Below are 24766 nucleotides of genomic sequence, written 5' to 3' on the forward strand. Positions count from 1 at the left end.
CCTCAATGCGAACTCTCCGCCTCAACTTCAGCCTTGTGGCCAAGCTCTTTCCAAAGCGGCGCTATCACTGCGACAGCTACGATCAGGTTAGCTGTTGTGTAAGCCACCCCTAATCCAGTTAAGCCAATTTCTTTCATCAGCCAGTAACCTAGACCTATGGCAATAAAAAACAACGTGCCAGTTTGGATTAAGATCAAGTCCAGGCGGTGTTTTATCTGATTTGTGGTTAAATAGAATGCTGTGACACATCTGGGAATTACAGCCAAAGCAAGGAAACGAATTATACCGGTACCGTTTTGCGCATATTCGGAACCAAAGAATTTCAATAACCAACCACCGAGTAATATCATTAAAACTGAAGCGGGGATGGATAGAAATAAAGCGAAAAACAGAGCATTTCTGCCGTCCCGCTTAATCTTCCCGGGGTTGTGGGAACCTTCGGCGAAAAGCGATTGAGCTAAACCAGCCGGTATTATGGTTAACACTGTAGTCATCATCCAGGCTATATACAGATAAGCATTACTCTCAGAACCAAGAAAATTGAGAGCCATCAACTGGTAGATAAAACCGGTTGAGTTATTGAATAACGTAACCAGATTATTCACGAAACTAAATGGAAGTATTTTTTTTATGATTTCAAAAGACCAGGCCGGTCTGGGCACGTATCCTTCATAAACAGTGGGTATAAACCAGAACCACGCCAATAACATCCCAATGATTAAAGCAATTCCAGTGCCGGCAAAAATCCCGTAGCCCTTCAAATAATAAAAAACAAATATTGGCAAAGGTATTTTGATTATAGATGTTACAGCGTTTTTCATAAAAACATAGCGGGCTAAACGCCCGGCTACTAAAGTTTGGTCAGCCAATATGGTGATTACAGAGACCCCGGTAAAGATGATAAACGCAGACGACATCAACAAATTATCCCGCACAAAAGCTAGTACCGGAGCCCAATAAGGCAAACCAGCCAAATAAACCATTGAACCTAACATGGCTATTACTCCAGCCAGGGTAAAAGAGACATTTATAATACTCATAGCTTTTTTCCCGGCAGTTGGCAAGAAACGTATCAAACCAACTCCAAGGCCCATATTAGCTACTGAAGCCAACAAACCGGACGCTGCCAACAACGCGGATCCTATACCTATTTCAGCAGGTTGAAAGGTCCTGGTCATAATATTCCAGAAGACAAAACCCAAAAGAGATGTGCTTATATTGTTAAGCATAATATAAAAAGCGTTGTTATAAAGAGAAGATGTCATTAATTTAACTATTTTAGCAAGTAAAAAACGGGGAGCTATAACAATTGATTTTTCACTTTTTTCAATGCTTAGTTTAAGTAAACTCATTTTTTCTGCCACCATTTTCGGGTTACTTTCTATAAACTAATGATCTACTCTTTTGCCAGCGCTTCAGTGCAATTAGCGGCCCGCAGCTTTTCATACACCTGGGAAAAAGTAAGGACCTCAACCCCAGACTCGGCTACCGCGTCCACAAAAGCTTGAAAAGCTGAAGGGTCTGTGATTTCATGAAAATAATATACTTTCCATTCCTGGTTCTCATGTATTTTCTTGAGAGCTTCCTTCATAACGTCCTTGGCAGGGATATCTGTAGCGCCAATTTCAGCAAATGATGCCGGAGGGAAAGCTTCACTGCCTATCCCGCCGTCTATACCTAATGTGTGTTCTAAACACCTATTCATACCCACACCTGTCATATCATAATACTTTAAGATCATTTGATACGCGTCTTTACTAAGGTCGGAATTTGGCGCTGCGAAATATTTCGCGCTTTTGGTCCACCCTTTTTCGATGAGATATTTCTGGCTGCCCGCAAGCTCATCAGTTAACTGATCTGTAGGTATTTCAGACAGTTTATTATGCGACTTGGTGTGTGAGCCTATATCCCACCCAGACTCATACATTTCCTGTATCTGCTTCTCGTTTAATTTACCTTTGTTACCTACAGAACTGGTTATTATGAAACTGGACCCTCTAAAACCATATTTGTCCATGTACTTTTTTGCCACGGTATAATCGGTTTCTCTGCCATCATCAAATCTGAAAGTAATAATTCCGCTGTTAGACAAAGTGTCTGAGATTTGAATTTTATCAAGGTAGGCAATCTTTGACTGGTCATCCCAGGTTTTAAAACTTATAGCTATTTTTGTTATATTGGCATAATCCTTATCAGTAAACCCATTAATATACTTGGCGTCTGACTTGTTAAAAATCTTATGCCACCATATTTCACCAAATTTTTTACTGACAGATATCCGGTTCATCGAAACCTTTTCACCGGAATATAACGTGAGTTGAATCTCCTGAGGTATTTGGACCGGATCAGTACGAAACCATACTGAAATCGACTTGTTGGTTAAATCTAATGAAACGTCTTTAGCTATCTCCGCAGCTTTATACTTTAATGGTGGTGTTATCATCTTCAAAGATCCACTGCCAGATTTGAATATTTGATTATTTATTTCGGTTGTTCCAGAAACATTTCGCCATTCGTTTTCATTTTCACACTCCGAAATTAATTTCTCATCAGCATTCACTTTTCCCTGTGACTGTGGTTGCTTATTATTGCCGCAACCAGAGTATAATAAAGCTGTGAATAAAAGAATAAATAGAAATGTTACGTAGTTTCTTTTGTTATACAGAAGGCTCATATAGATTAACCTCTCTTTCTTTGGTGGAACTCCACCAGAGAATTTTTTTATATTCTAACACAGCTATAATTGTGGGATTAAAACACTCCATCGGCTTTCTTGAGCTAATATTGTTTATATCAATAGTAAACAAGACCCTTACAATCCCCCTGTTCCTCAGATACGGATATAATATGGTACGTGTATACCTGTGTAATCCTTTACTCCGATGCATCGGACTGGTAAAGGCCGCTCCTGTGCAAACTTCATTATTCTTAAAATTAACATTGTATGGAATAAAATCTATAGCTTTTTTACCCTCTTCATTAAAGGCCACCCAGCTGACATGAGCGAGTTCTTTGTTATTAAATAAACAAAACGCTATGGTACCCTTCTTTAACCTTTCTTTAAAAATCATGCCATCAAAAATATATTTATTTTCTACTAAAGATTCATATTTAGTTAATTCTTTAATTATAAGTAATTCATATTCATTTATTTTAGCCTTGACTTTAACTTTATAAGTTTCATCTTCCAGTTTTTTTTCATATAAATAGTATAATTTATGCACATAAAAAAAATTGCCTAAATACTTAATAAACTGTCTAAAAAAAGAAATTGGACCTTCTTTTATTAGAACAAAAAAACCTCTTTTGATATAATCAAATATTAACACATTAAATTCCCCACAATGATGCCATTTAAAAACTTTCCCTTATAAGCAAAACTCATTATATTTAACTTTAGTCCAGTAAAGCAGGTTAGTATATTTCAATACAGCGATTACAGTCGGCTTAAAAAATCCTATTGATTTATTGGAACTCATGTTGCCAACTTCAGTTGTGAGTAAAACTTTTTTAATCCCTTTACTTCTTAGAAATGAAAACAACATAATCTGTACATATTTTGCCAAACCTTTACCACGGTCAAGTGGGTTAGTATAAGCAGCTCCCGAACAAACTTCCCCTTCACTAAAATTCACATTATAAGGCAAATAATCTATATCCTTTTTAGCCTCTTTATCGAAGGCAACCCAGGTTACATGGGAAATCTCTTTGTTGCTATTGAACAGGCAAAATGCCATAGCGCCTTTCTTCAATCTATATTCAAATATCATATCACAAAAATTATAGCTATTTGCAATTAAAGATCTAAATTCTTTTACATTCTGGATTATCTGAATTTCATAATCTTTAATAATAATATTGTTTTCTCCTGTTATTTGGTCTAAATCTATTTGGTACAAATAATACAATTTATGCCTATAGAATAAAGATATCATATAAGCAATAAACTGGTTGATAAAATCTTTTATGCCATCATTTCTTAAAATATAAAACCCTCTTTTTATATAAGCGAATAAAAGCATATATGGCTCACTCCAAAAGTATCCTGTTGAATTATGATGAGATAGATAACATTAAACTATGAAATCTATCTACGGCTGCCTCAAAAGTAAAATCACTTTTTATCAATGCATGTCCATTTGCAGATACTACTGATAAACTTTCCTGGTTTTCAAATATTTCTTTTATGCCGCTTACTATAGATTGAGCTGAATTAGAGTTAAGAATAAAACCATTTTTTTTATCCACTATAAAATCCGGTACAGAACCGACTGGTGTAACTAAAACAGGTGTGCCGCAAGCCATAGCTTCGATCATGATATTGGGCAGCCCCTCTGTGGTAGAAGGTATTACCAGAAGCTTTATTCTATTAAGAATATTAGGTATGTCTTCATATTTAACCTTCCCACAATATTCCAACATGCCAGGGTATTGGGCAGCAACCCTTTCCACAAGGTTACAATATTGCCCATATCCTCCTATTATTACTTTAATATTATGTTCCAGTAAAAACAATTTTTCAACCGCTTCAGTGAAAGTATCTATCCCCTTTTCTTTGCTAAATCTCCCAATAAATCCTACAGTGAATTCTCTATCATTGTAATCACGCAAAATCTTAAAATTATCAAAATCAATATAGTGCCTGTGCCCAATGAAAATTTTATCAACAAACCTGTTTAGACCAAAATCTTTTACTATTTGTGGCGCATAAACAACTATCTTATCTGCAATTATGGATGTTAAATTTTCAATCATGCACAATATTCTGTATATAATCAAACCCCAAACACCGCTGATCTGTTCTTTACAAACACGAGCCGCTGAATGAGATACCACTTTAATAACTCTGCGACCTGTAAGTTTAAGTACTATCGATGGCAGTAACAGCGCACCGCCGTCCAAAAAAATATAAAACAGGCGTATCTTTTTGGGGCATTTGATGATTTCCAGGATCACTTTCAATTGATAGAAAATATAACCTGTTAACTTGAGTATTAAAGACCCATTTCTGTAATTGTTGCTGATATTGATGATACGTTTAGAAGCAGAACTGTAAAATTCGTCCTCAGGGTAGTTTCCTGTTATTACCAGCAGTTCATTTGAGAGCGGTTCGATGACATTAAGAAATTTTTTCAGCAGTATATTTCCACCCTTTACCTTATTCAGAGGAGGTGTAATGAAACCTATATCAAACTTCATGTCTATAGACTACCCTTAACGATTTTATAAATTGAATCACAAACATATTCAATTTCCTCAGAGGTAAGGTCAGAACTTGAAGGCAAGTAAAAACCTCTTTGGGCCCCGTCTTCGGCGACAGGATATTGTTCGTCACCGACCCATTCTTTGAAGGCCGGCTGCAGGTGCATAGGTATAAAAAAGCTTCTTGTCTCAATGCCAGCCTGCGCGAGCTTTTGCATCATTTCATCCTTTGTCAGCGGCAAATCTTTGCTCAACCTAATCCCATACATCCAATATACGTTTTTAACCTCCGCCTTTTCCGTCGGCAGCTCTATCCCGTCAATATCCTTCAGGATGCTATTATATTTATTAGCGTTATTTATTCTGGTAGAAATAAACCTATCGGCTTTTTGCAGCTGGGCCAGTCCAATAGCAGCCTCAATATTAGTCATTCTATAGTTGTATCCCAACCCGACGTGATAAAATCTTTTCTCCGGTGAGAATCCCAGGTTTTTAAGGATACGCGCCTTGCAGGCAATTTCCTCATTGTTTGTGACGATCATGCCGCCTTCACCAGTGGTAATAATTTTATTTGCATAAAAGCTGAAACAGCCAATATCACCAAAAGAACCGGCTTTTTTGTTCTTGTATTCAGCGCCGTGAGCTTCCGCCGCATCTTCAACAAGATAAAGCCGGTATTTCCTGGCGATTCCAGCCAGTATATCCATATCACAAGGGTGACCATATATATGTACGGGCAACAGGGCTTTAGTCCTTTGATTTATTTTACTTTCAATAAGTCCGGTGTCAATGTTTAAGGTACTGTATTCAGAATCTATTAACACTGGTTTGGCGCCTGTGTAAATTACCGCATAAAGTGTCGCGGCCATGGTAAACGTCGGCAATATAACCTCATCACCGGGGCCGATACCAAGGCTTGCCAACGCTAAATGCAGCGCGGTTGTGCCACTGGTTGTCGACACCGCGTATTTTGTTCCGCAAAACTTAGCGAATTCATTTTCAAATTCTTCTATATAGGTACCCATAGAACCTATCCAACTGCTTTTTACACAATCCGTAACATATTTTAGTTCTTCAGTGCCTATACTTGGTTTGCAGACCGGTATCATATTATTCACCTCTCTACATTTTAAGAAAAATATACCTTGTCCATTTCGTTGCCCTGATAAGGGCCCTGTTTAATTTCAATAATTTTGGCATCTTTGACAATTCGAAAACCATGTCCGCCGGACAGTAAAATTATTGTATCGCCTTCATAGAGCATTTCTTTGGCCACGATTAAACCGTCATTCTCATAGAAACATACCTCAACACAGCCATACTCAATATGTAAAACTTCTTGAATAACATTAATGATTTTTAGACTTTCCTTATGTGTGTGAGGTTTTATTTCATAGCCAGATGGATGCAAAAAAACACCCACCTGCAAAGGATTATCTGCAGGTGTTAAGAAGCTTACTCCCTTTGGAGTGTATCCCGGGTGTATTATTCGGGCATAAATTTTTGTCCCAACTACGATATCTTTTATCATCTTATCTCTCCAAATAGGCTACTGGCGACAGGATCCGGTTTTCATTGGGATAATTTTGAGCATCCCATGGGAACCGTTCGCCTCTACTCCATTTTCTCCAGCGGTTAATCTCTTCTTCCACCATGATTTTAACCAGGTCATGGAATTTGGTTTTTGGCGTCCAACCCAGCACCTTTTCTGCTTTTCTAAAGTCTCCTTGTAAGTAATTTACGTCCAAAGGCCGGAGGAAACGTTCGTCAACCCGCACGTAATCTCTCCAGTCCAGATCCGCCAATTCAAAACTGTACTGAACTAATTCCCGCACTGTATGGGTTTCGTTTGTTGCTATAACGTAATCGTCAGGTTGCTTGTGCTGCAGCATGAGCCACATGCTTTCCACATACTCCGGCGCGAAGCCCCAATCTCTTTTTGCTTCCAAGTTGCCAAGCACTAACTCTTTCTCAAAACCTAAAGCTATCTTGCCGACCGCATTTGTTATTTTTCTTGTCACAAACTCCAGCCCCCTTAAAGGAGACTCATGGTTAAATAGGATACCGTTACACGCAAAAATACCATATGCTTCTCTATAGATTTTAGTCAGCCAGAATCCATAAAGCTTAGCACTGGCGTAAGGGCTGGTGGGATTAAATTTAGTCTCCTCATTTTGAGGCTCAGTACTTCCATTTCCGTATAATTCACTTGTGGAAGCCTGATAAAATCGGATATTTTTATCCAAAACCCTTATTGCTTCCAAGATGCGGGCAACTCCCAATCCTGTTATCTCTCCGGTGCCCACCGCTTGTTCAAACGATGCGCCAACAAAGCTTTGTGCCGCCAGGTGATATATTTCATCTGGCTTGGCAACTCTGATTGCTTCAAAAATTGAAGAAGAGTCAAGCAAATCAGCGGTAATTAAGTCCACTTTATCGAAAACATCAAGGTACTGCAATCTCCAGAAGTTGGGACTTGACAGCCTGCGGTAAATACCAAAAACTTTATATCCTTTTTCCAGTAAAAATTTAGCTAAATATGCGCCATCCTGACCAGTAATCCCGGTAATTAAAGCACGCTTCACTCTGATGTACGCTCCTTTGTATATTTACTTAATAATTGCATCCATCTTTTTGACTCCAGGTCCCAATTATAATATTTCTCTATAGTCCTACCAGCACAAATTGAAATTTCGTTAAGTTTTTTGTAGTTATTTAGAGACCACAAAACTCTATCAGTAAATTGCTCCAAATTCTCTGCGACAATCAAATTAACCATGTCTTTAGCTTCCGGCATAGCCCTTATTAGTGAAGAATCTGCTATAACAGGCCGGCTAAAAGCCATGTATTCCAACAATTTTGTTGAGACTCCATTATCAAGATGCACTGGTATTAAGCAGATATCAGCCGCACAAATATATTCTTGTATATTTGGAACAAAACCAACGAATCTAACAATTCTATGTATTTTGTCGGGCAAATCTCCCGATCCTGTTATAATTATTTCAACATCATTATGCTCTTTTTCTATAATAGGAGCTAAAACATTATTGATCCAGAAGGCGGCATCCCTGTTTGGCAAATAAACCCTTTTCCCGCCAAAGAGCAGTATTTTCTTATTTCCTTCTATTCCTAATTTTTCCCTTAATTCAGCACGATCACTTATTTTAGGTATTTTTTTCAGATCAATACACAAAGGAATTACACTTACTTTTTCCTCTTTAAAACCTTGTTCCACATATAGTTTTTTATCTAAAAGAGTTGGTACCACCAGCATATCCGGGAAAGAACCCAGGCATTTTTCAAAAAACCAGATCATAGCTGTATATAACTTAGAGTTATTAAGTTCTTTACAAGCGGAAAGTAGATTTCCATGGCTGTCCCAAATTAAAGGTTTCCTATAAAACATCTTGATTACTGAACCAGGTAACAGAGAATAAAGATGTTCACAGAAAATAATATCGCACTTATTACCGTGCTTAAGCCCATAAATTATTGTTTTTAATAAATATAACGCAAGATTAAAAAAACCTAATATTTTTTTTGTTGTAAAAAAATCATTGCTAGATTCGAAACCTATTTCGTGAATAAAATGCAGACCTAATAGATCTACATTTTGCATTTTCAAAAAAGAAATTATCGGCACCAACCTTACATCTGAGTTAGGATGATCCTCATACTCCAACGGAATCATTAATATTTTCATCAAACCGTACTTCTTTCTTGAATTTCCTTTTCAGCGACATTTTAATAACAGAAATCAGAACTGACACTCCATGTACAACAGGACTCCTTTTAACTTCACTGCTATAATCGACTTTGATAGGAACTTCCCGTACAATTAGTTTATTTTCCTTTGCGCGAAATTGCATTTCTGATTCCACAGAAAAGCCGCTCATATTAAAAGACAGAACTTTTATAGCCCGTTTTGAGAAGGCCCGAAAACCATTCTGCGAGTCAGTTAAATAAATGCCTGAGCCTAAATTAGAACAGTATGTAAGTATATTCTGACCTATCATTCGATAAAAAGGAATTGATTTTTGGTTATTTCCCAAATAGCGGGAACCAACCACCATATCCGCACCATCAGATATGACTTTAACCAACCTGGGGATATCATGGGGGTCGTGTTGCCCGTCACCATCAATAAGTACAAGAATTGAAACAGATGAACTTCTTGCATATTTAAATGCTGTATTTATTGCGATGCCTTTCCCTTTATTTACATTGTGTTTAAGCACATTGGCGCCACAACTCTCCGCCACGGCCGCTGTTCTATCGGTAGAACCATCATCTATTACTAAAACTCTGCCGTATCGTAAAGACGATAAGACTACTTTTTCAATATTTAATTCTTCATTGTAGGCAGGTATAGCGATAAGCACATTATCATTATTCAATTTGAACTTCCCTCACCTATTTCTTCTATTTGAAGTAGAAACTGTTAGTGCTTTGGCAGATTATTTCCCATACTTATGTACACAAAAGAGATGATGATTGAACATAGCAATATATCCGAGTTCTTATCTTGAGGGTAAAAAGTTGCTGCAGATAGAATCCAATGAGAAATGTTCTGATTCCACACTCAGATTCTAATGATCTTTTCCCGGTTAAACGCCACATCCTTCGTGGCATTCCTCGTGTCAAGCACCAGCTTCGCCTGCTCTACCACCCACTCATAGTCTACGCCTGAGTGATCGGTCAAAATCAGTACACAATCAGCTTCTTTTAAGCGCTCGGCAACAAGGGGGCTTCCCAGGATCGCCCAGTTGTATGGGGAATGTGGTTTTAGAAATTGCACATAGGGGTCATAGTATGAAATATTGGCGCCGTCTTTAAGCAGCAATGAAATAACTTTTAAAGCGGGAGATTCTCTTATGTCCCTTATATCTTTTTTGTAAGTTACTCCCAGGATAAATATATTTGCCCCCCGCAAAGACTTGCCGTATCTATTCAAAGCCTGCGTCAGCTTACGTACCACATAATATGACGCTTCAATATTGATTTCACCAGCCAGTTCTATAAAGCGGGTATGGAAATCATACTGGCGCGCCTTCCAGGTGAGGTAGAAGGGATCGATCGGGATGCAATGCCCTCCCACACCCGGACCCGGGTGGAAAATCTGAATACCAAAGGGTTTTGTGGCGGCGGCATCAATAACCTCCCAGACATCTATATCCATCCGGTCGCACAAAAACATTAATTCGTTGACCAGGGCGATATTCACCGCACGGTAGGTGTTTTCGAACAGCTTGGATAATTCCGCCACCTCAGGGCTGGAAACAGGGGTCACAGGGGGATAGAGTTTATCCTCACGCCGCCGGCGGGGCCCGTCAAACACAATGGCTTGGTTATAAAAAAGCTGGGCAATTTCCAGACAAGTCGGGGTTATACCGCCCACAACCCTGGAGGTGTTTTTCACGTTATGGAAGCCATTGCCTGGGTCAACTCTCTCAGGAGCGTAGGCGAGGAAAAAGTCATGTCCGACTTCCAAGCCGCACTTTTCCAAAGGGGGAAGCAAAACTTCCCTGGTTGTACCCGGGTAGGTTGTGCTTTCCAGGGTTATTAACTGCCCGGGCCTGAGCCTTTTAGCAATTTCCTGGGTTACATTTTGTATGTATGATATATCAGGCTCACGGTTTAAAGTAAGCGGGGTGGGAACGCAGATAATAATTACATCAGCCTCTGGCAAACAATCGTAACTAATACTGCAGCTAAGTTTCCCTTCGGATACCAGGCTTTTCAGTTCCGCTTCGTTTACATCATTGATATAATTTTCGCCGCGGTTAATTTTTTCAGTACGGCTGGAGTTTTGCTCAATACCCATGACTTTAAAACCTATCTTAGCCTTTTCTATAGCCATAGGCAGACCCACATAGCCCAGTCCAATAACTGATACTACGGCCGTTTTGTTCAAAATTTTTTGCTTTAGTTTTTTGGCGCTGGCACCTACAACTCCTAATTTTAGCATGTTCAGTCTCCTAGTCGTTATTTTTGTCAATATTATCCTTATATATATTTCGGACAATCTAAAACAGTTCTTAATACATTATTTATGCATTTGTACAATTTAAACAGAATGATAAATTCAAATATTTTAAATATATTAGTAAAGACTAAACAAGACATTCACCATTCGTTTAATGGAGTACCCCTATTATTCTGTATAATACTGCTATTACAAATATTATCAGCAGGGGCAGGATCGCCAGGTACAAAACACGGTCCACCGTACTAAACATTACGATTTTCGAGGAGTTTTTAGAGGTGCTTACTGCTCCCGCAGCCAGTTCCTTGCAGACAAACAACACAATCAATACCAAAGGAGCTAAAATACCCAGACCTTCCACCAAATTACCAACCAGCAAGGCGGTAATCATAGCCAGAAAAGCCAGCACCGCCACCTGCGCCCCTGTCATTTGATCGTAAAGCGCAAGCGCTCCCGCTTTCTGAAGATCTATACAGTCATCAAAACTATCCGCGCCTCTGGCTGCTGAATCAGCTGCAGCACTTTCAGCTGCCAGTTCACTCGACGCATCTTCAGTTTCGGCGGCAGCCGCCGCGATCTGCTCTTCCACCAGCCTGGCCACTTTGTCTTCAGTCAGGCCTGCTATTTCCTCCTTGAAAGCCGTGGCTTCAGGCTGGTCATGCCAGGCGCCCAGGTGGTCCCGCAGGGTCTCGAGCAGGTTGAACAGCTCTTTTTTCAGAATTATTTTACGTCCCTCGATAACCAGCGCCTGTGAACGATGAACATCCGCCCTTTTATATCCCTCCTCGATAATCTGAGCAATCCTGCCGCGGGCTTCTTCAAGCAGCATCTCCCCCGCCGCCTCGGCCTGCTGCCTGGCCTTTCCCAAAATTTCGTAATCCACCCGGGTCCCGGTTGACGCGAAAGAAGACGCCTGGTCACGCAGGGCCTCATTTTCAGCTTTGGCCCTCCTTAAGTCCGCATCCAGGCGGTCAATTATTTTAAGGCTGTCCCACTTATAAGAATTAATCCACTCATCTACTTCTTTTTGGTTATAACCAAGAAGGCCGGTACTAAAATGTTCAACCACAGCTAACGCCTGCCTGTATTTAAAAATTGTTAAATAAAGTTAATCTAAATGCTGCATTTCTTCATCAGGCTGCAAATTCTGAAGGTCTACTATGATGTTTTTGTACTTATTGAGGACGTCCTCAAATTCTTTTCTGGCCTTGACAATATGGGCCTGCAGTTCTTCAACTTCCTTCTTCTTCTCTTCAACTTCAAGAAGCGCTGCTTTCTCTATTTCGGCAGCTTTCTTGTGCGCTTCTTCTTCTATGAATGTCGCTCTTAACTGAGCTTGAATGAACACTTCCGCAACAGCTTTTTCCGAGTCTTGATACTTTTTCAGGTCAGTTTGCATACCGGAAAGTTCCATCTTAATCTTTTCATTTTCCATGACTACTTTCTCAATATCATCCTGAAGTGACTGTATTTTCTTTTCGTAATCCCTCATTAGCTCTTCGACATACCTATCTACCTGTTCTCGACGGTAACCCATAAGCTTCGTTGAAAATTGCATATGCAACTCCCCTAACCCGGTTTTTTAGATAATAATATTATAAGGCTTTCACAAAAAAAGGAAATAGTTTTTTTTAAAATCACTTAACACTTAAATAAATTAATTAAATTATTTTATATTTCTTTCCGCAACCTCTTTGATATTTGCCTTATTTTGTTAATACAGCCATTCATAGCATAGTGATGGTACAAATGAACTTAACAAATTCCTTTCCTCTTAATTCGAACAAAATAATATGATACTTTACTATTTAAGAGCAGGTATTTCAGTTTTTTCTAATTTACCCTTAAGGAAAAACATTATCAAAAAAAGAGGAATACAAGCCTTTATATGGAATTAATAAATGGGAAACTCAACCAATTCTAACAAGAGGATACTTTAAATGCAAATATTTTCCTGACAAATCTCAATAGATTAAATATTAACGGCAACAAGCTCTCAAACGTTTTTTTCCTTTCGAATATGAGAGACCTTCAGGTGCTTTACTTAAATAATAATTTCATTAACGACTTGACACCTTTTGAAAATCTGAGCCAACTCCAGACGCTTGTTCTATATGATAACCAGATAGAGTCCGTTTTTGCTCTCAGGCACTTGAGCAACCTTAAAACTTTAAATCTTGGCAAAAATAATATCGTTGATATTTCCCCGCTCAAAGAACTGGTTAATCTACAGGACCTTAACCTTAGCTATAATAAGATCACCCAGATAGGAGAATTGTCCGGCCTTGTAAAATTAAAACAATTAAACCTCACCGGCAACAGTGTGACGGATAAGTCCAGCCTGTCGGGTCTGCCTATATTAAAAAAGATCATAATATGTTTTCGGATTTCCGAGAGTCTACCTTTACTTATATAGGGGGAGAAAATCAATTGCAGCTATTTGCGCATATGGGAATAACCCTTGGTGCAGCCAGAGGTTTGGAAAAATTAGTTTTGTCGCGGGGTGGAAATTTATATACCGGAGCTAATCGGGGCGGTGATTCTGGTTTATTTTGTCTCTGATTTAATATCCCGTAAAAAGCTGCGGGAATTTATCACTACTGGAAGCCTGAATTATCCTATAAGAAAAAATTCCGGATGTAATTCATCCGGATAAAAAATAATGAATTTATAAATTTATTCTTAACTCCTCAGCTCCGCTCCAAACTTCGCGGCCAGGGAGCCGGCAATTTCCCCGGTGATTTCCCCCGCCTCAGCGTCGGTCAGGGTGCGGTCCTCCGCCTGGAACTTCAGGGCAAAGGCCATGCTGCGCATACCCTCGGGCACCTGTTCTCCCTGGTACACATCAAACAGTGAGACCTCGCGGAGCAGTTTGCCGCCGGCCGCCTGGATCACCCTCAAAATATCGGCGGCAGGGATGTCTTTCCTGGCCAGTATGGCGATATCCCTGTCGATGCCCGGGAACTTGGGCAGCTGGCTGTATACAACCGGGCGGCCTGAAATCTCCGCCAGCCGGTCGAAGTCAAGCTCGAAGGCCACCACCCTGGCGGGCAGGTCGTAATTTTCGAGCACATCAGGGTGCAGTTCACCAATCACGCCGATTTTGGTCCCGCCGGCCTCCATATACGCGGTTTTACCTGGATGGTAGCTGGGGTCGCCGGTTTCCGGCAGGAAATTCACTGCCCCGGCGCCGGTGCGGCTGAATAGGTTTTCCAGCACGCCTTTCAGATAAAAGTAGTCATAGTCCTGTGCGGGCTGGTTCCAGCTTGCGGGGGAACGGCCCATGGCGGCGCCTGCCAGTATGGTGCGCTCCTCGGGCTGCTGGTTCTCACCCCTGGGTATGAACACCCGCCCCAGCTCAAATACAGCTCCGTTCTGCACTCTGCGGTTGTAGTTCCTGGCCAGAATCTCCAGCAGGCAGGGCAGCAGCATGGTGCGCATGACTGAGCGCTCTTCACTGAGGGGGTTCTTGATCTTTAAAGCGTTTCTCATCGCACTGTCCGGCGCCAGATTCATCTGGTCAAAGGTCTTCGGGTTGATGAAGCTGTAGGTCATTACTTCGTGCAGCCCCGAGCCGGCCAGCAGGTCGCGGGCCTGGGCGGTGAGAGACTGCTCTTTGGTTTTGATGCCCCTGGTGGACCGGCCGTAGGTGAGCGTGTCGGGGATCTGGTTGTAGCCGTGGATCCTGGCCACCTCTTCAATCAGGTCCACTTCCTGGCTTACGTCCATCCGGTGCGAGGGCACGGTTACCAGCAGGTTCTCACCGGCGTCCTGCACTGTGAAGCGCAGGCTGGTCAGGATGCCGGTCACCTTGCTTTTGGGGATGTCCGCTCCCAGCACGTAGCCGGCGCGGGAGGGCCTGAACTGGATGACCCTGTCCGCCAGCTTGGCCGGGATATTGTCGACCATACCTGCAACAACTTCCCCGGCGCCCATCTCAGCTATCAGCTGGGCCGCGCGGTTAGCCGCCCTGGCGCAGCCGCCGATGTCGATGCCTTTCTCAAAACGCTGGGAAGCCTCGGAGCGCAGCCCGAGGGCCTTCGACGTCCTGCGGATGCTGATCGGGTTGAAGAAGGCGGATTCAAGCAGTATTGAAACGGTTTTATTGGTTACCTCAGTGGCCAGGCCGCCCATCACGCCGGCTATGCCCACGGGCCCGGAGGGGTCGGTGATGCAGAGCATTTCAGTGGTGAGGTCGCGCTGGACGCCGTCCAGGGAAACCAATTTTTCCCCTTCCCTGGCCCGGCGCACGATAATATGGCCATCGGTAAGCAGGTTGTAGTCAAAAGCGTGCATGGGCTGGCCTAGCTCGAGCATAACGTAGTTGGTCACATCGACAATGTTGCTGATCGGCCTGATGCCTGCCGAACGCAGGCGCTGCTGCATCCACAGGGGCGAATTGCCCACCCGCGCGTTCTTGATCAGCCTGCCCGCGAAGCGCCGGCATAGGTCTGTATCCTCTATATCCACCCGCACTTGCCCTTCTATTGACTCATCCAGCTCGGGAAAAGACGGGGCGGGCAGGCGCAGCGGCCGGCCCAGCAGCACGGCGGCTTCCCGCGCCACGCCGATGATGGAAAGGCAGTCGCCCCGGTTCGGGGTAAGGTCAAGCTCTAAGATGGTGTCATCAAGCCCGAGCACTTCCTTGGCGTCCCTGCCCAGCTGGGTGCCGGGCGGCAGGATCATGATGCCCACGGCCTGGTCGGCCGGCATGGTTTTGGGGTCAATGCCCAGTTCCTGTCCGGAACACATCATGCCGCGCGATTCCACGCCTCTGAGTTTGGCCCGCTTGATTACCAGACCGCTGGCCAGCTTGGCCCCTTCGACTGCTACCGGGATTACGTCTCCCTCCCGCACATTGGTGGCGGCGGTAATGATCTGCAGCTTTTCCGTACCCACGTTTACAGATGTCACGACCAGCTTATCGGCGTTGGGGTGGGGGTCGATCTTTTCAATCCGCCCGGTGAAGACTTTCTCCATACCCACACCCAGTTTGGTGACTCCCTCCACCGCGACGCCGGCCAGCGTCAGCCGGTCAGCCAAATCCTCCGGTGATATGTCTATGTCAACAAATTCCTGCAGCCACTTGTAAGAAACCTTCACGAAATGAAACCCTCCTGACTAAAAAGTATTTAAAACAAATTGACAGGATTAACCGGATTTATTTTGATTTACAGGATTTAATTTTAATTAAAAACCTTGATAAACCTGCGTTATTCATTATACTTTTTTCCCAGAGGAAAACTATAAGAAATTAAAAACCTAATCCTGTTAATCCGTTTTAATCCTGTAAATCCTGTCCATTTGTTTAAGTCCATTTGTTTAAAATTGTTGCAAAAAGCGCAGGTCGTTTTCGAACAGCAGGCGCATGTCGTCAATGCCGTACTTCAGCATGGCGATCCGCTCGACGCCCATACCGAAGGCGAAGCCGGTGACTTCCTCGGAGTTGTAGCCCGACACTTCCAGCACCCGGGGGTGGACCATGCCGGAGCCAAGGATTTCCAGCCAGCCGGTGTGGGAGCAGACCCGGCAGCCTTTGCCGCCGCACATGACGCAGGAGATGTCCACCTCCGCGCTGGGCTCGGTGAAAGGAAAGTAGCTCGGGCGGAAGCGGGTCCTGGTGTTGGGCCCGAACATCTCCCTGGTAAACAGCCCCAGGGTGCCCTTCAGGTCACTGAAGGTGATCCGCCTGTCAACCGCCAGCCCTTCCACCTGGTTGAACATCGGGGAGTGGGTGGCGTCGTCGTCGCGCCGGTAGACCTTGCCGGGCACTATTATTTTCACCGGCAGTTCCGGCGCGGTTTTTTCCATGGTCCTGACCTGCACCGGCGAGGTCTGCGTCCTGAGCACAATCTCGCTGCTGATAAAGAAGGAGTCCTGCATGTCCCGCGCCGGGTGATCCTTGGGCAGGTTTAAAGCTTCAAAGTTATAATAGTCTGTTTCAACTTCCGGCCCGTCGGCAATGCTGTAGCCCAGGCCTAAAAAGATATTCTGGATTTCTTCCAGCACCAGGGTCAGCGGGTGTTTGCCGCCCCGCGGCACCGGAGTGCCGGGCAGGGTGACGTCGATGCCTTCCCCTTTCAGCTTTTGCTGCTTCACCTGTTCTTTCAGCACGGTGTTTTTCAGCGCCAGTTCTTCTTCAATGGCGGCCCTGACCTCATTGGCCACCTGGCCGATGAGCGGTCTTTCCTCCGCGCTGAGGCTGCCCATGCCGCGCAGGATCTGGGTTAGTTCACCTTTCTTGCCCAAAAACCTGACCCTGATCCCGTTTAAATCTTCCAGGCTCTCAGCCTGGGACAGCGCTCTGCGCGCTTCTTCTCCCAATTCTTTCAGCTTTGCTCTCATCACAAACCTCCCGGACTAATTTATCAAAGCGGGCAGCAGCAATAAAAAAACGCCCCTCTACAGGGACGGATTGTTTGTTCCGCGGTACCACCCTCTAGTTTACACTTTTAAAAGCATAAACCATACTTGCTGCTGGGTCCATCATTTAAAATAAGACACTGTCTTCCGGTAACGGTGGAAGATCCGGCGACACCTACTGGTTATACGTTCAGCTGCAGTTCCGGGGTGAACTTCGAGGGCCTTGTTCCCGGAGGGCTTCCAGTCAATGACCCTCCTTCCCTGTGCAACGCCGGCCGTCTACTCTTCCCCATCATCACCGTTATAATGTTAATTTGAAAAAAATAAAACACTGCGGGTATGCAATTAAAGATAATTCTAGTGTAAGGCTAACCTCCTGTAAAGTATGTAAGCCTTGACGGATCCCGTCGCCTCAAACAGCCTCCAAAAAAATTCGGCGGTTAATAACATTTAACCACGGCCTTTCCTCAGTTTTTTGGGGACCTTTTCGGATTGATTATATCACAATGAAAATTTGATGACAAGAAAGTTCACAGAAAAATCGGTTGCAAACCTTTGGCAGAAGGCAGCGATAGGCCTGTTTTTAACAAATGTCCCGCTGTCTCAAAGCTTCATAAAGCATAATCGAAACCGCGACAGCGACGTTGAGGGACTCGGCCCGGCCGGGCATGGGTATGCGCACCTTATCGTCGACCATGTCCAACAGGGCGGCGTTAATGCCCCCGCTCTCGCTGCCCACGATCAAAGCACAGGGCCGGGTCAGGTCCGCGGCGGCTACAGGCTTTGCTCCGCGCGGGTCACCGGCTATGGTTGCGATAGAGCGGCCGGCCAGGAAAGGGAGAACTTCAGCGGCAGTCAGCCCCTGCAGCACAGGCAGGTGGAAGATCGAGCCCATGGTGGCCCGGCAGGCTTTGGGGTTGTAAATGTCTGTCGTACCTTTTAAAAGGATCACTCCCCCGGCGCCGGCCGCGTCAGCCGAGCGCACTATCGTGCCGAGGTTGCCGGGGTCCTGCACGCCGTCCACCACCACCAGCAGGGCTGGGGCGGGCGCTGCCGCCAAATCCTCCAGGACGGCCGCGCCCTGCCTGACTACGGCCAGCACTCCCTGGGGGGTTTCGGTGCCGGCCAGTTCATCAAACAGGGTCTCGTCCACCTCTATGACAGCTATGTTCATTGAGTCCGCCTTTTTGAGCAGCTCTTCCCCGCGCCGGCTTTCACCGATTTTGCCGCAATAGACCAGCGCCTCCACCGGCCAGGAAGAGGCCAGGGCTTCCTCCACAAAGCGGACACCCTCAGCGACAAATCTCTTTTCCCGGTCTCTGAAGCGGCGGATGGCCAGCCGCCGGATGTATTTTATGCGCGGGTTGTACCTGCTCAGCAAACTGTTTAACCTCCCTGAATCTCAACAGGCCCCTAACTTATTAAGTTAAGGGCCCGAAAGGCGGCGCTCTAAAGCTTTTCCTTGGCAACTTCCACCAGGCGTCCAAAAGCCTGGCTGTCATTTAACGCTATGTCGGCCAGCAGCTTGCGGTTAATCTCCACACCGGCCAGCTTGAGGCCGTTCATCAGCCGGCTGTATGAGATGCCGTTCATTCTGGCGGCCGCGTTGATCCTGGTGATCCACAGCTTCCGGAAGTCGCGCTTTCTCACCTTGCGGTCGCGGTAGGCGTAAACCAGGGATTTCATGACCTGCTGGTTGGCCACCCGGAATAATTTACTCTTGGAACCTCTATATCCTTTTGCCAGTTTCAGTATTTTCCTGTGTCTGTTCCTCGAAACGACACTGCTTTTCGCCCGTGGCATGGTTTATTCCTCCTTTATATGACACGATGTTTTAGGGTAGCAGCCTCTTCAGGCGATCAGCATCAGCGGCGCTAATAATCGTACCTTTGCGAAGATTACGCTTCCTCTTGGCGCTCTTTTTCCCAAGAATGTGGCTGTGAAAAGCATGCTCAACTTTAAATTTGCCGTTGGCGGTTTTCTTAAACCTCTTAGCAGCCCCACGGTGGGTCTTTATCTTTGGCAACTAAAATGCATCTCCTTCCTAGCTGTCTTGCTTCGGTGACAGAATCATGATCATGTTTTTTCCTTCTAATTTAGGCTGCCTTTCCACTTGGGAGAAGTCTTTGACACTCTCCGCCAGCCGTTTAAGCAGTTTCTGGCCCAGCTGAGTGTGCACGATTTCTCTCCCGCGAAAAATAATGGTCGCTTTTACTTTATCGCCATCTTTTAAAAACCTGGCCGTGTTCTTGGCCTTGACTTCAAAATCGTGGTCCTCTATGTTGGGCCGGAGCTTGACTTCCTTGATACTGATGATTTTCTGTTTCTTCTTGGCCTCCTTTTCACGCTTGCTCTGCTCGTACTTGTACTTGCCAAAATCCATGATTTTGCAAACAGGAGGCTTGGCGGCCGGTGATATCTCCACCAGGTCTAGCTGTTTTTCCTCCGCAAGGCGCAGAGCATCCCTCGAAGAGAAGATGCCGAGTTGGGAACCGTCACCGTCAATTACCCTCACTTCTCTGGCCCTAATCTCCTCATTGATGCGAAAATCTCTCGTGATAGCGGGTTCACCTCCCTGATAAAATAAGAAAAGCAAAAAAGCAGGCAATCCACCCGCTTAAAAAAGTCCATACTTCAACTTTATTAAAGAAACCGTGACTGACAGCGGCTTTAATGCGCGTCGTCCGGTGAGAAGCGGATGGCTTCTACTTGACAGTATCTGTTATTTGCCACAAAAATTTTAGCACGGAAGTAAATTTAAGTCAAGAAAATCTGCGAATTAAACTTTTAGTACGACTTGGTGCTGATTTCCTCAAGCAGCATCGCTTCAAAATCAGCCAGCGGCATGGCCCCCAGGTCCCCTTTGGCCCGCTGGCGTACAGCCACGGTCTTGTTTTCCGCTTCTTTATCGCCGACCACCAGCATGTAAGGTATTTTCTGGGCCTGGGCCTCGCGGATCTTGTAGTTGATTTTCTCATTGCGGGTATCTATCTCAACCCTGATGCCCTTGCCGCTCAGACTGTCGGTCACTTCCTGGGCGTAAGCGGCGTGGCGGCCGGTAATCGGGATCACGCGGGCTTGCACCGGCGCCAGCCAGGCCGGGAAAGCCCCGGCGAAGTGCTCGGTGAGAATGCCGATGAATCGCTCCAGGCTGCCGAAAATAGTGCGGTGGATCATCACCGGGCGGTGCTTCTGGCCGTCCTCGCCCACATAGTTCAGGTCGAAAATTTCCGGCATGACGAAGTCAAGCTGGATGGTGCCGCACTGCCAGGTGCGTCCCAGAGTGTCCCGCAAATGAAAGTCGATTTTCGGGCCGTAGAAGGCGCCGTCCCCCTCGTTTACCTTGTAGTCGATACCCCTGGTCTCCAGGGCGTCACGCAGCGCATTGGTGGCCATCTCCCAGATCTCATCGGAGCCCATGGCTTTTTCCGGCTTGGTGGAAAGCTCCACGTGATAGGGGAAGCCGAATACCTTATAAATATCCTCATCCAGGTTAATCACTCCGATGATCTCATCCTTTACCTGGGAGGGCAGCATGTAGATATGAGCGTCGTCCTGGGTGAAACAGCGCACCCGCATCATCCCGTGCAGGGCGCCGGAAAGCTCGTGCCGGTGCACCAGCCCCAGTTCCGCCATGCGGATGGGCAGTTCCCGGTAGCTGTGCAGTTTGCTCTTATAGACGATGATGCCGCCGGGGCAGTTCATCGGCTTGACCGCGTAGTCGCCCTCGTCGATTTTGGTGAAATACATGTTCTCCCGGTAATGGTCCCAGTGGCCGGACCGCTCCCACAGGGAGCGGGACAGAATAATCGGTGTGCGTATTTCCGAGTAACCTCTTTTAGCGTGCTCCTCCCGCCAGAATTTCTCCAGCTCGTTGCGCAGGATCATGCCTTTGGGATGAAAGAAGGGAAAGCCCGGACCCTCGTCCTGGATGCTGAAAAGTTCGAGCTCCGCCCCTAGCTTGCGGTGGTCGCGCCGCTTGGCCTCCTCAATCCGGAAAAGATACTCGTCCAGCATAGACTTTTTAGGAAAGGACGTCCCGTAAATCCGCTGCAGCATCTTGTTCTTTTCGCTGCCGCGCCAGTAAGCGCCGGCCACGTTCAAAAGCTTGACCGACTTCAGGCGGCCGGTGGATGGAACGTGCGGGCCCATGCACAGGTCGGTGAAGTCGCCCTGGCGGTAAACGGACAGCGGCGCGTCCACGGGCAGGTCCTCGATTAATTCCACCTTGTAGTCCTGGCCGGCTTTGCCGAAAAGGTCCAATGCGTCCGGGCGGGTGTACTCGAAGCGTTCAAAGGGCAGGTCGGCCTTGATGATGGCCTCCATTTCTTTTTCAATTACGCCCAAATCATCGGTGGTAAAAGGCTCGGTGGTGTCAAAGTCGTAATAAAAACCGTCGGCTATGGCGGGTCCTATGGCGAACTTGACGCCGGGGAAAAGCTTCTGGCAGGCCTGGGCCATCACATGGGCGGTGCTGTGGCGGTAGACCTGCTTGCCCTCTTCGTCCTCAAAAGTCAGGAATGCCACCGCTGCGTCCCGCTCCAGCGGCCGCGCCAGGTCGGTCAGTTGGCCGTTCACTTTGGCGACCAGGGCTTCTCTAGCCAGGCGCGGGCTGATATCTTTGGCTATATCCATCAGCGCGATGCCTGCCGGGTATTCCCTAACGCCGCCGTCCGGCAGGGTCACCTTGATTTTGTTGTTCTCATCCATAAAAAAACACATCCTTTCAGTAATGCACACATGAGACAAGGGTGAGACAAGGGGACGGTTCTGACTAGGCAATCGGAAGTTTTGCGCCAAATACAACTACATGATCAGTGAGAGCAATACCTGATCAATAAGAGTAAAGTCTGTTAATTATACTAAGTGGCGCAAAATTTTTGATTGCCTGAGAAGATGGAAGTCGCGGATTTTTGTGATGATTAAGTGAGAAGATGTAAATGAAGTTTTTGTTACAGAATGTTCTACATTCAACTTGCGATTTCCTTCTTCTCTTGTCGCACTCTTGTCGCAAAACTTGTAGGTTCGGATTTGTCCGAACATGTGCGGCTGAAGCCGCACCTACAATTTAGGTCGTAGGCCGTAAGCCGTAGGGCGTAGGTATATCCTGATTCCTAACAGGTATTAACCCAAAAGAATTACTTTCACACTTACGACCTACGTCTTATGGCTTACGACATTTTCATTTTCCCACGTCTCACTTCTCATATCCCACGGCTTAAAAAAGAAACGTCCCTGACTGTTGGATTACAGTCAGGGACGGGGTTTCCCGCGGTTCCACCCTGGTTAGGAAGAATTGCCTTCCTCGCTCGCGGCAGTTAACGTCTGCTACCCGGCCCGGCATACTCTCATTTCAGCCGGCTGCTCCAAGGCGGTTTTCAGTCCCCCGGCAGCTAAAGGCGCTTTCAGCCACGGCGCCTTCTCTCTGCAGGCCGGGTTTGGACCTGCTTTCCTTTTCATAGCCTTTACATTATTATATCGGTATTATAGTTATTAGACAAAAATTTGTCAACAATCTAAGACCTCCTGCCTGTGCCGCACATGGGGCAGCCGGTACATTCTTTAACCCGCCCGGTAAAAACGTTCCTGATCGTGTCCAGGGTGGTGGACATGCCGTTGCTGCTTTTGCAATGCAGGGTGATCTCCCTGGGGGCGATGGTAATCAGAGCGCTGATTAGAAGGTCTTCATAATTGATCTCGTTGTCCGACAGGTCGATCATAAATCCTTCCATATAGTCACTTCTGATGGGCTGCATGTTCCCGTCATAAAGCCTAAAAACCCCGTTTCCCCTGATCAACACGTGCACCACTTCAACCTTCGGCTCCTGGATTTCCACAAAATACTTCAAAAGCTGGACAAATTCCTGGTACTCCCTCTCAATCAAAAAATCGTCCACCGCTTTATCAGCTGCTTCTTTTAGTTCGCTCACATACTCTTTAAGCCTGAATCTGATAAAACCTTCTATTATAATACGGTTGTTGTAATGCAGGAAATCGATCAGCTTATGCAGGATCCTGCTTTTCCGGTTGGCCCAGTAGATGGTTGGCCCGCTCTCCTGTCCCTCGCGGTTGATATGACGCAAGGCGTAGTCGTAAATTAATTTCTTTTCCTCTTCATTAAAATAATAGTAATTTTCCCTGATGATGTCCTTGAGTAAAATGTCCTCCCAGTGGGTTAAAATAATATCTGAGATAATGTCGGCAAGGTAGTGTTTGAAGACCGACTGTACTTCTTCCTGGCTGATTCTGTGGGGACCGCAGTTAGAAACACTAAAGGCCAGAAAAGTAAATTTTCCGGCCGGGCTTTCCTCGAGCTCCACCTTTAAACCGTCTGTGTTGAAAAGCTTCAATTCCCGGCCCAGTTTAGCCTTGAGCAGATCAATATGCTGCGTGGCGCCGATGGAAATGGTCTGGGCCATCGAATGAATCCCCCTTTTTTAACGTATGCCTCTTTCTTCAGTATAAACAAAAAATGCTGGCGCTATGCCATGCAAATTTTTAAAAAATTTATGAAATAGAGGCAGCGCCGGCGCCGCTCAAATAGCCGGTGGCAAAGGCGATCTGCAAATTGTAGCCTCCGGTCAGAGCATCCACATCAATTATTTCACCAGCAAAGTACAGACCTTTGACTATCTTTGATTCCATGGTCGTGGGGTTAATCTCAGCGGTGCTCACACCTCCCCCGGTAACAATGGACTCGTTTAGGGGGCGGGTCCCTTTTATGTGCAGGATGATGTTTTTAAGAGTATGTGTTAAACGGAGCAGCTCTGCCCGGCTGAGCTGGTCGACCTGCTTGTCCGGGCTTACTTCGGCTATACTCAGGACGGCCTGGATCATCCTGCGCGGCAGCAGCTCACTCAGGGAATTCTTCAAAAGCTTACCCGCGTTTTGGCGGAAACAGAGGCGCAGGCGCTCCGCCAGCTGTTCATTTGATAAAGACGGGAATAAATCAATTTTCACCTTGACCGGGTAACCGGTGCGGCTGCCGAGCCAACTGCTGAGGTTTAAGACTGCCGGGCCCGAGATGCCAAAATGGGTGAAAAGAAGTTCTCCTGTCTGCTCAAGGCGGGGATCCGGCAGCGCCTGAATTTTTATGTTTTCCAGACTTACCCCCTGTAGCGGCTTAACCCACTGGTCTGAAGCCACCAGAGGCGTCAGCGCGGGCCGGGGCTCGATGATGGTGTGGCCGAGTTGGCGGGCCATATCGTAGCC

General features: G+C 45.6%; 24 protein-coding genes and 1 other annotated feature. Of the genes, 1 reads left to right on the plus strand and 23 read right to left on the minus strand.

The annotated features are described in order from the left end of the window. Nucleotides 1–2: 2 nt before the first annotated feature. The 13 genes from Pmgp_RS09615 to Pmgp_RS09675 all read right to left on the minus strand — a co-directional run bounded on the left by Pmgp_RS09615 (nt 3) and on the right by Pmgp_RS09675 (nt 12749). Entirely contained in the window at nt 3–1352 is a 1350-nt protein-coding gene (locus Pmgp_RS09615) for a lipopolysaccharide biosynthesis protein (RefSeq protein ID WP_192902870.1), read from the minus strand. A gap of 44 nt (nt 1353–1396) precedes the next feature. Next, entirely contained in the window at nt 1397–2674 is a 1278-nt protein-coding gene (locus tag Pmgp_RS09620; RefSeq protein ID WP_134213774.1) for a polysaccharide deacetylase family protein, read from the minus strand. Beyond that, nucleotides 2658–3329: a hypothetical protein gene (locus Pmgp_RS09625; protein WP_134213775.1), complete on the minus strand. Its 672-nt coding sequence runs from the start codon at nt 3327–3329 to the stop codon at nt 2658–2660. Before Pmgp_RS09625 ends, Pmgp_RS09620 begins: the two co-directional genes overlap by 17 nt. A gap of 39 nt (nt 3330–3368) precedes the next feature. Further along, nucleotides 3369–4022, minus strand: a complete 654-nt coding sequence (locus Pmgp_RS09630) for a hypothetical protein (protein ID WP_134213776.1) — start codon at nt 4020–4022, stop codon at nt 3369–3371. A gap of 31 nt (nt 4023–4053) precedes the next feature. Further along, the gene (locus Pmgp_RS09635; protein WP_134213777.1) at nt 4054–5199 is read right to left on the minus strand and encodes a glycosyltransferase family 4 protein; all 1146 of its coding nucleotides are present in this window, start codon (nt 5197–5199) and stop codon (nt 4054–4056) included. Between the two features lie 2 nt (nt 5200–5201). Beyond that, on the minus strand, nt 5202–6311 hold the full coding sequence (locus Pmgp_RS09640) for a DegT/DnrJ/EryC1/StrS family aminotransferase (RefSeq protein WP_192902871.1): 1110 nt from the start codon (nt 6309–6311) through the stop codon (nt 5202–5204). Nucleotides 6312–6331: 20 nt separating this feature from the next. Next, on the minus strand, nt 6332–6733 hold the full coding sequence (locus tag Pmgp_RS09645) for a cupin domain-containing protein (protein WP_134213779.1): 402 nt from the start codon (nt 6731–6733) through the stop codon (nt 6332–6334). 1 nt (nt 6734) lies between these two features. Further along, nucleotides 6735–7787, minus strand: a complete 1053-nt coding sequence (gene gmd / locus Pmgp_RS09650) for a GDP-mannose 4,6-dehydratase (protein ID WP_134213780.1) — start codon at nt 7785–7787, stop codon at nt 6735–6737. Continuing rightward, nucleotides 7784–8908, minus strand: a complete 1125-nt coding sequence (locus tag Pmgp_RS09655; protein WP_134213781.1) for a glycosyltransferase family 4 protein — start codon at nt 8906–8908, stop codon at nt 7784–7786. Before Pmgp_RS09655 ends, gmd begins: the two co-directional genes overlap by 4 nt. After that, the gene (locus Pmgp_RS09660; protein WP_134213782.1) at nt 8877–9602 is read right to left on the minus strand and encodes a glycosyltransferase family 2 protein; all 726 of its coding nucleotides are present in this window, start codon (nt 9600–9602) and stop codon (nt 8877–8879) included. The genes Pmgp_RS09655 and Pmgp_RS09660 overlap by 32 nt, the downstream gene beginning before the upstream one ends. A gap of 185 nt (nt 9603–9787) precedes the next feature. After that, nucleotides 9788–11173: a nucleotide sugar dehydrogenase gene (locus Pmgp_RS09665; RefSeq protein ID WP_134213783.1), complete on the minus strand. Its 1386-nt coding sequence runs from the start codon at nt 11171–11173 to the stop codon at nt 9788–9790. 169 nt (nt 11174–11342) lie between these two features. Further along, complete coding sequence (locus Pmgp_RS09670; RefSeq protein WP_134213784.1) at nt 11343–12260, minus strand: DivIVA domain-containing protein; 918 nt, start codon at nt 12258–12260, stop codon at nt 11343–11345. A gap of 39 nt (nt 12261–12299) precedes the next feature. Beyond that, nucleotides 12300–12749 (minus strand): DivIVA domain-containing protein, encoded by a 450-nt coding sequence (locus Pmgp_RS09675; RefSeq protein WP_134213785.1) that lies wholly within the window; start codon nt 12747–12749, stop codon nt 12300–12302. A gap of 396 nt (nt 12750–13145) precedes the next feature. On the opposite strand from Pmgp_RS09675, the gene Pmgp_RS20870 reads away from it, so the two are divergent. Further along, nucleotides 13146–13607: a leucine-rich repeat protein gene (locus tag Pmgp_RS20870; RefSeq protein WP_427910027.1), complete on the plus strand. Its 462-nt coding sequence runs from the start codon at nt 13146–13148 to the stop codon at nt 13605–13607. Between the two features lie 266 nt (nt 13608–13873). Here Pmgp_RS20870 and pheT read toward each other — a convergent pair whose 3' ends face one another. From pheT to Pmgp_RS09730, 10 genes are all read right to left on the minus strand, one after another. Continuing rightward, nucleotides 13874–16294, minus strand: coding sequence for a phenylalanine--tRNA ligase subunit beta (pheT, locus tag Pmgp_RS09685; RefSeq protein WP_134213787.1), 2421 nt, complete (start codon nt 16292–16294; stop codon nt 13874–13876). Nucleotides 16295–16513: 219 nt separating this feature from the next. Beyond that, a complete protein-coding gene (gene pheS / locus Pmgp_RS09690; protein WP_134213788.1) occupies nt 16514–17536 on the minus strand; it encodes a phenylalanine--tRNA ligase subunit alpha in 1023 nt (340 codons plus the stop codon). A gap of 375 nt (nt 17537–17911) precedes the next feature. Further along, nucleotides 17912–18004, minus strand: coding sequence for a YqzL family protein (locus Pmgp_RS09695; RefSeq protein ID WP_134213789.1), 93 nt, complete (start codon nt 18002–18004; stop codon nt 17912–17914). A gap of 133 nt (nt 18005–18137) precedes the next feature. Next, nucleotides 18138–18935, minus strand: a complete 798-nt coding sequence (locus Pmgp_RS09700; protein ID WP_134213790.1) for a TrmH family RNA methyltransferase — start codon at nt 18933–18935, stop codon at nt 18138–18140. A gap of 68 nt (nt 18936–19003) precedes the next feature. After that, nucleotides 19004–19357 carry a 50S ribosomal protein L20 gene (gene rplT / locus Pmgp_RS09705; RefSeq protein ID WP_134213791.1) on the minus strand — a complete coding sequence of 118 codons (354 nt, stop codon included), beginning with the start codon at nt 19355–19357 and terminating at the stop codon, nt 19004–19006. A 31-nt stretch (nt 19358–19388) separates the two neighbouring features. Continuing rightward, nucleotides 19389–19580: a 50S ribosomal protein L35 gene (gene rpmI, locus Pmgp_RS09710; RefSeq protein WP_134213792.1), complete on the minus strand. Its 192-nt coding sequence runs from the start codon at nt 19578–19580 to the stop codon at nt 19389–19391. Nucleotides 19581–19598: 18 nt separating this feature from the next. Next, complete coding sequence (gene infC / locus Pmgp_RS09715; RefSeq protein WP_243119797.1) at nt 19599–20150, minus strand: translation initiation factor IF-3; 552 nt, start codon at nt 20148–20150, stop codon at nt 19599–19601. 191 nt (nt 20151–20341) lie between these two features. After that, the gene (thrS, locus tag Pmgp_RS09720) at nt 20342–22264 is read right to left on the minus strand and encodes a threonine--tRNA ligase (protein WP_134213793.1); all 1923 of its coding nucleotides are present in this window, start codon (nt 22262–22264) and stop codon (nt 20342–20344) included. A gap of 542 nt (nt 22265–22806) precedes the next feature. Further along, nucleotides 22807–23023, minus strand: a binding site (T-box leader). Between the two features lie 47 nt (nt 23024–23070). Beyond that, on the minus strand, nt 23071–23973 hold the full coding sequence (gene ytxC / locus Pmgp_RS09725; RefSeq protein ID WP_134213794.1) for a putative sporulation protein YtxC: 903 nt from the start codon (nt 23971–23973) through the stop codon (nt 23071–23073). A gap of 88 nt (nt 23974–24061) precedes the next feature. Then, nucleotides 24062–24766: aminoacetone oxidase family FAD-binding enzyme (locus Pmgp_RS09730; protein WP_134213795.1), on the minus strand; the 705-nt coding region annotated here is incomplete at its 5' end.

The organism is Pelotomaculum propionicicum (assembly GCF_004369225.1).
GTDB classification, from domain to species: domain Bacteria; phylum Bacillota; class Desulfotomaculia; order Desulfotomaculales; family Pelotomaculaceae; genus Pelotomaculum_B; species Pelotomaculum_B propionicicum.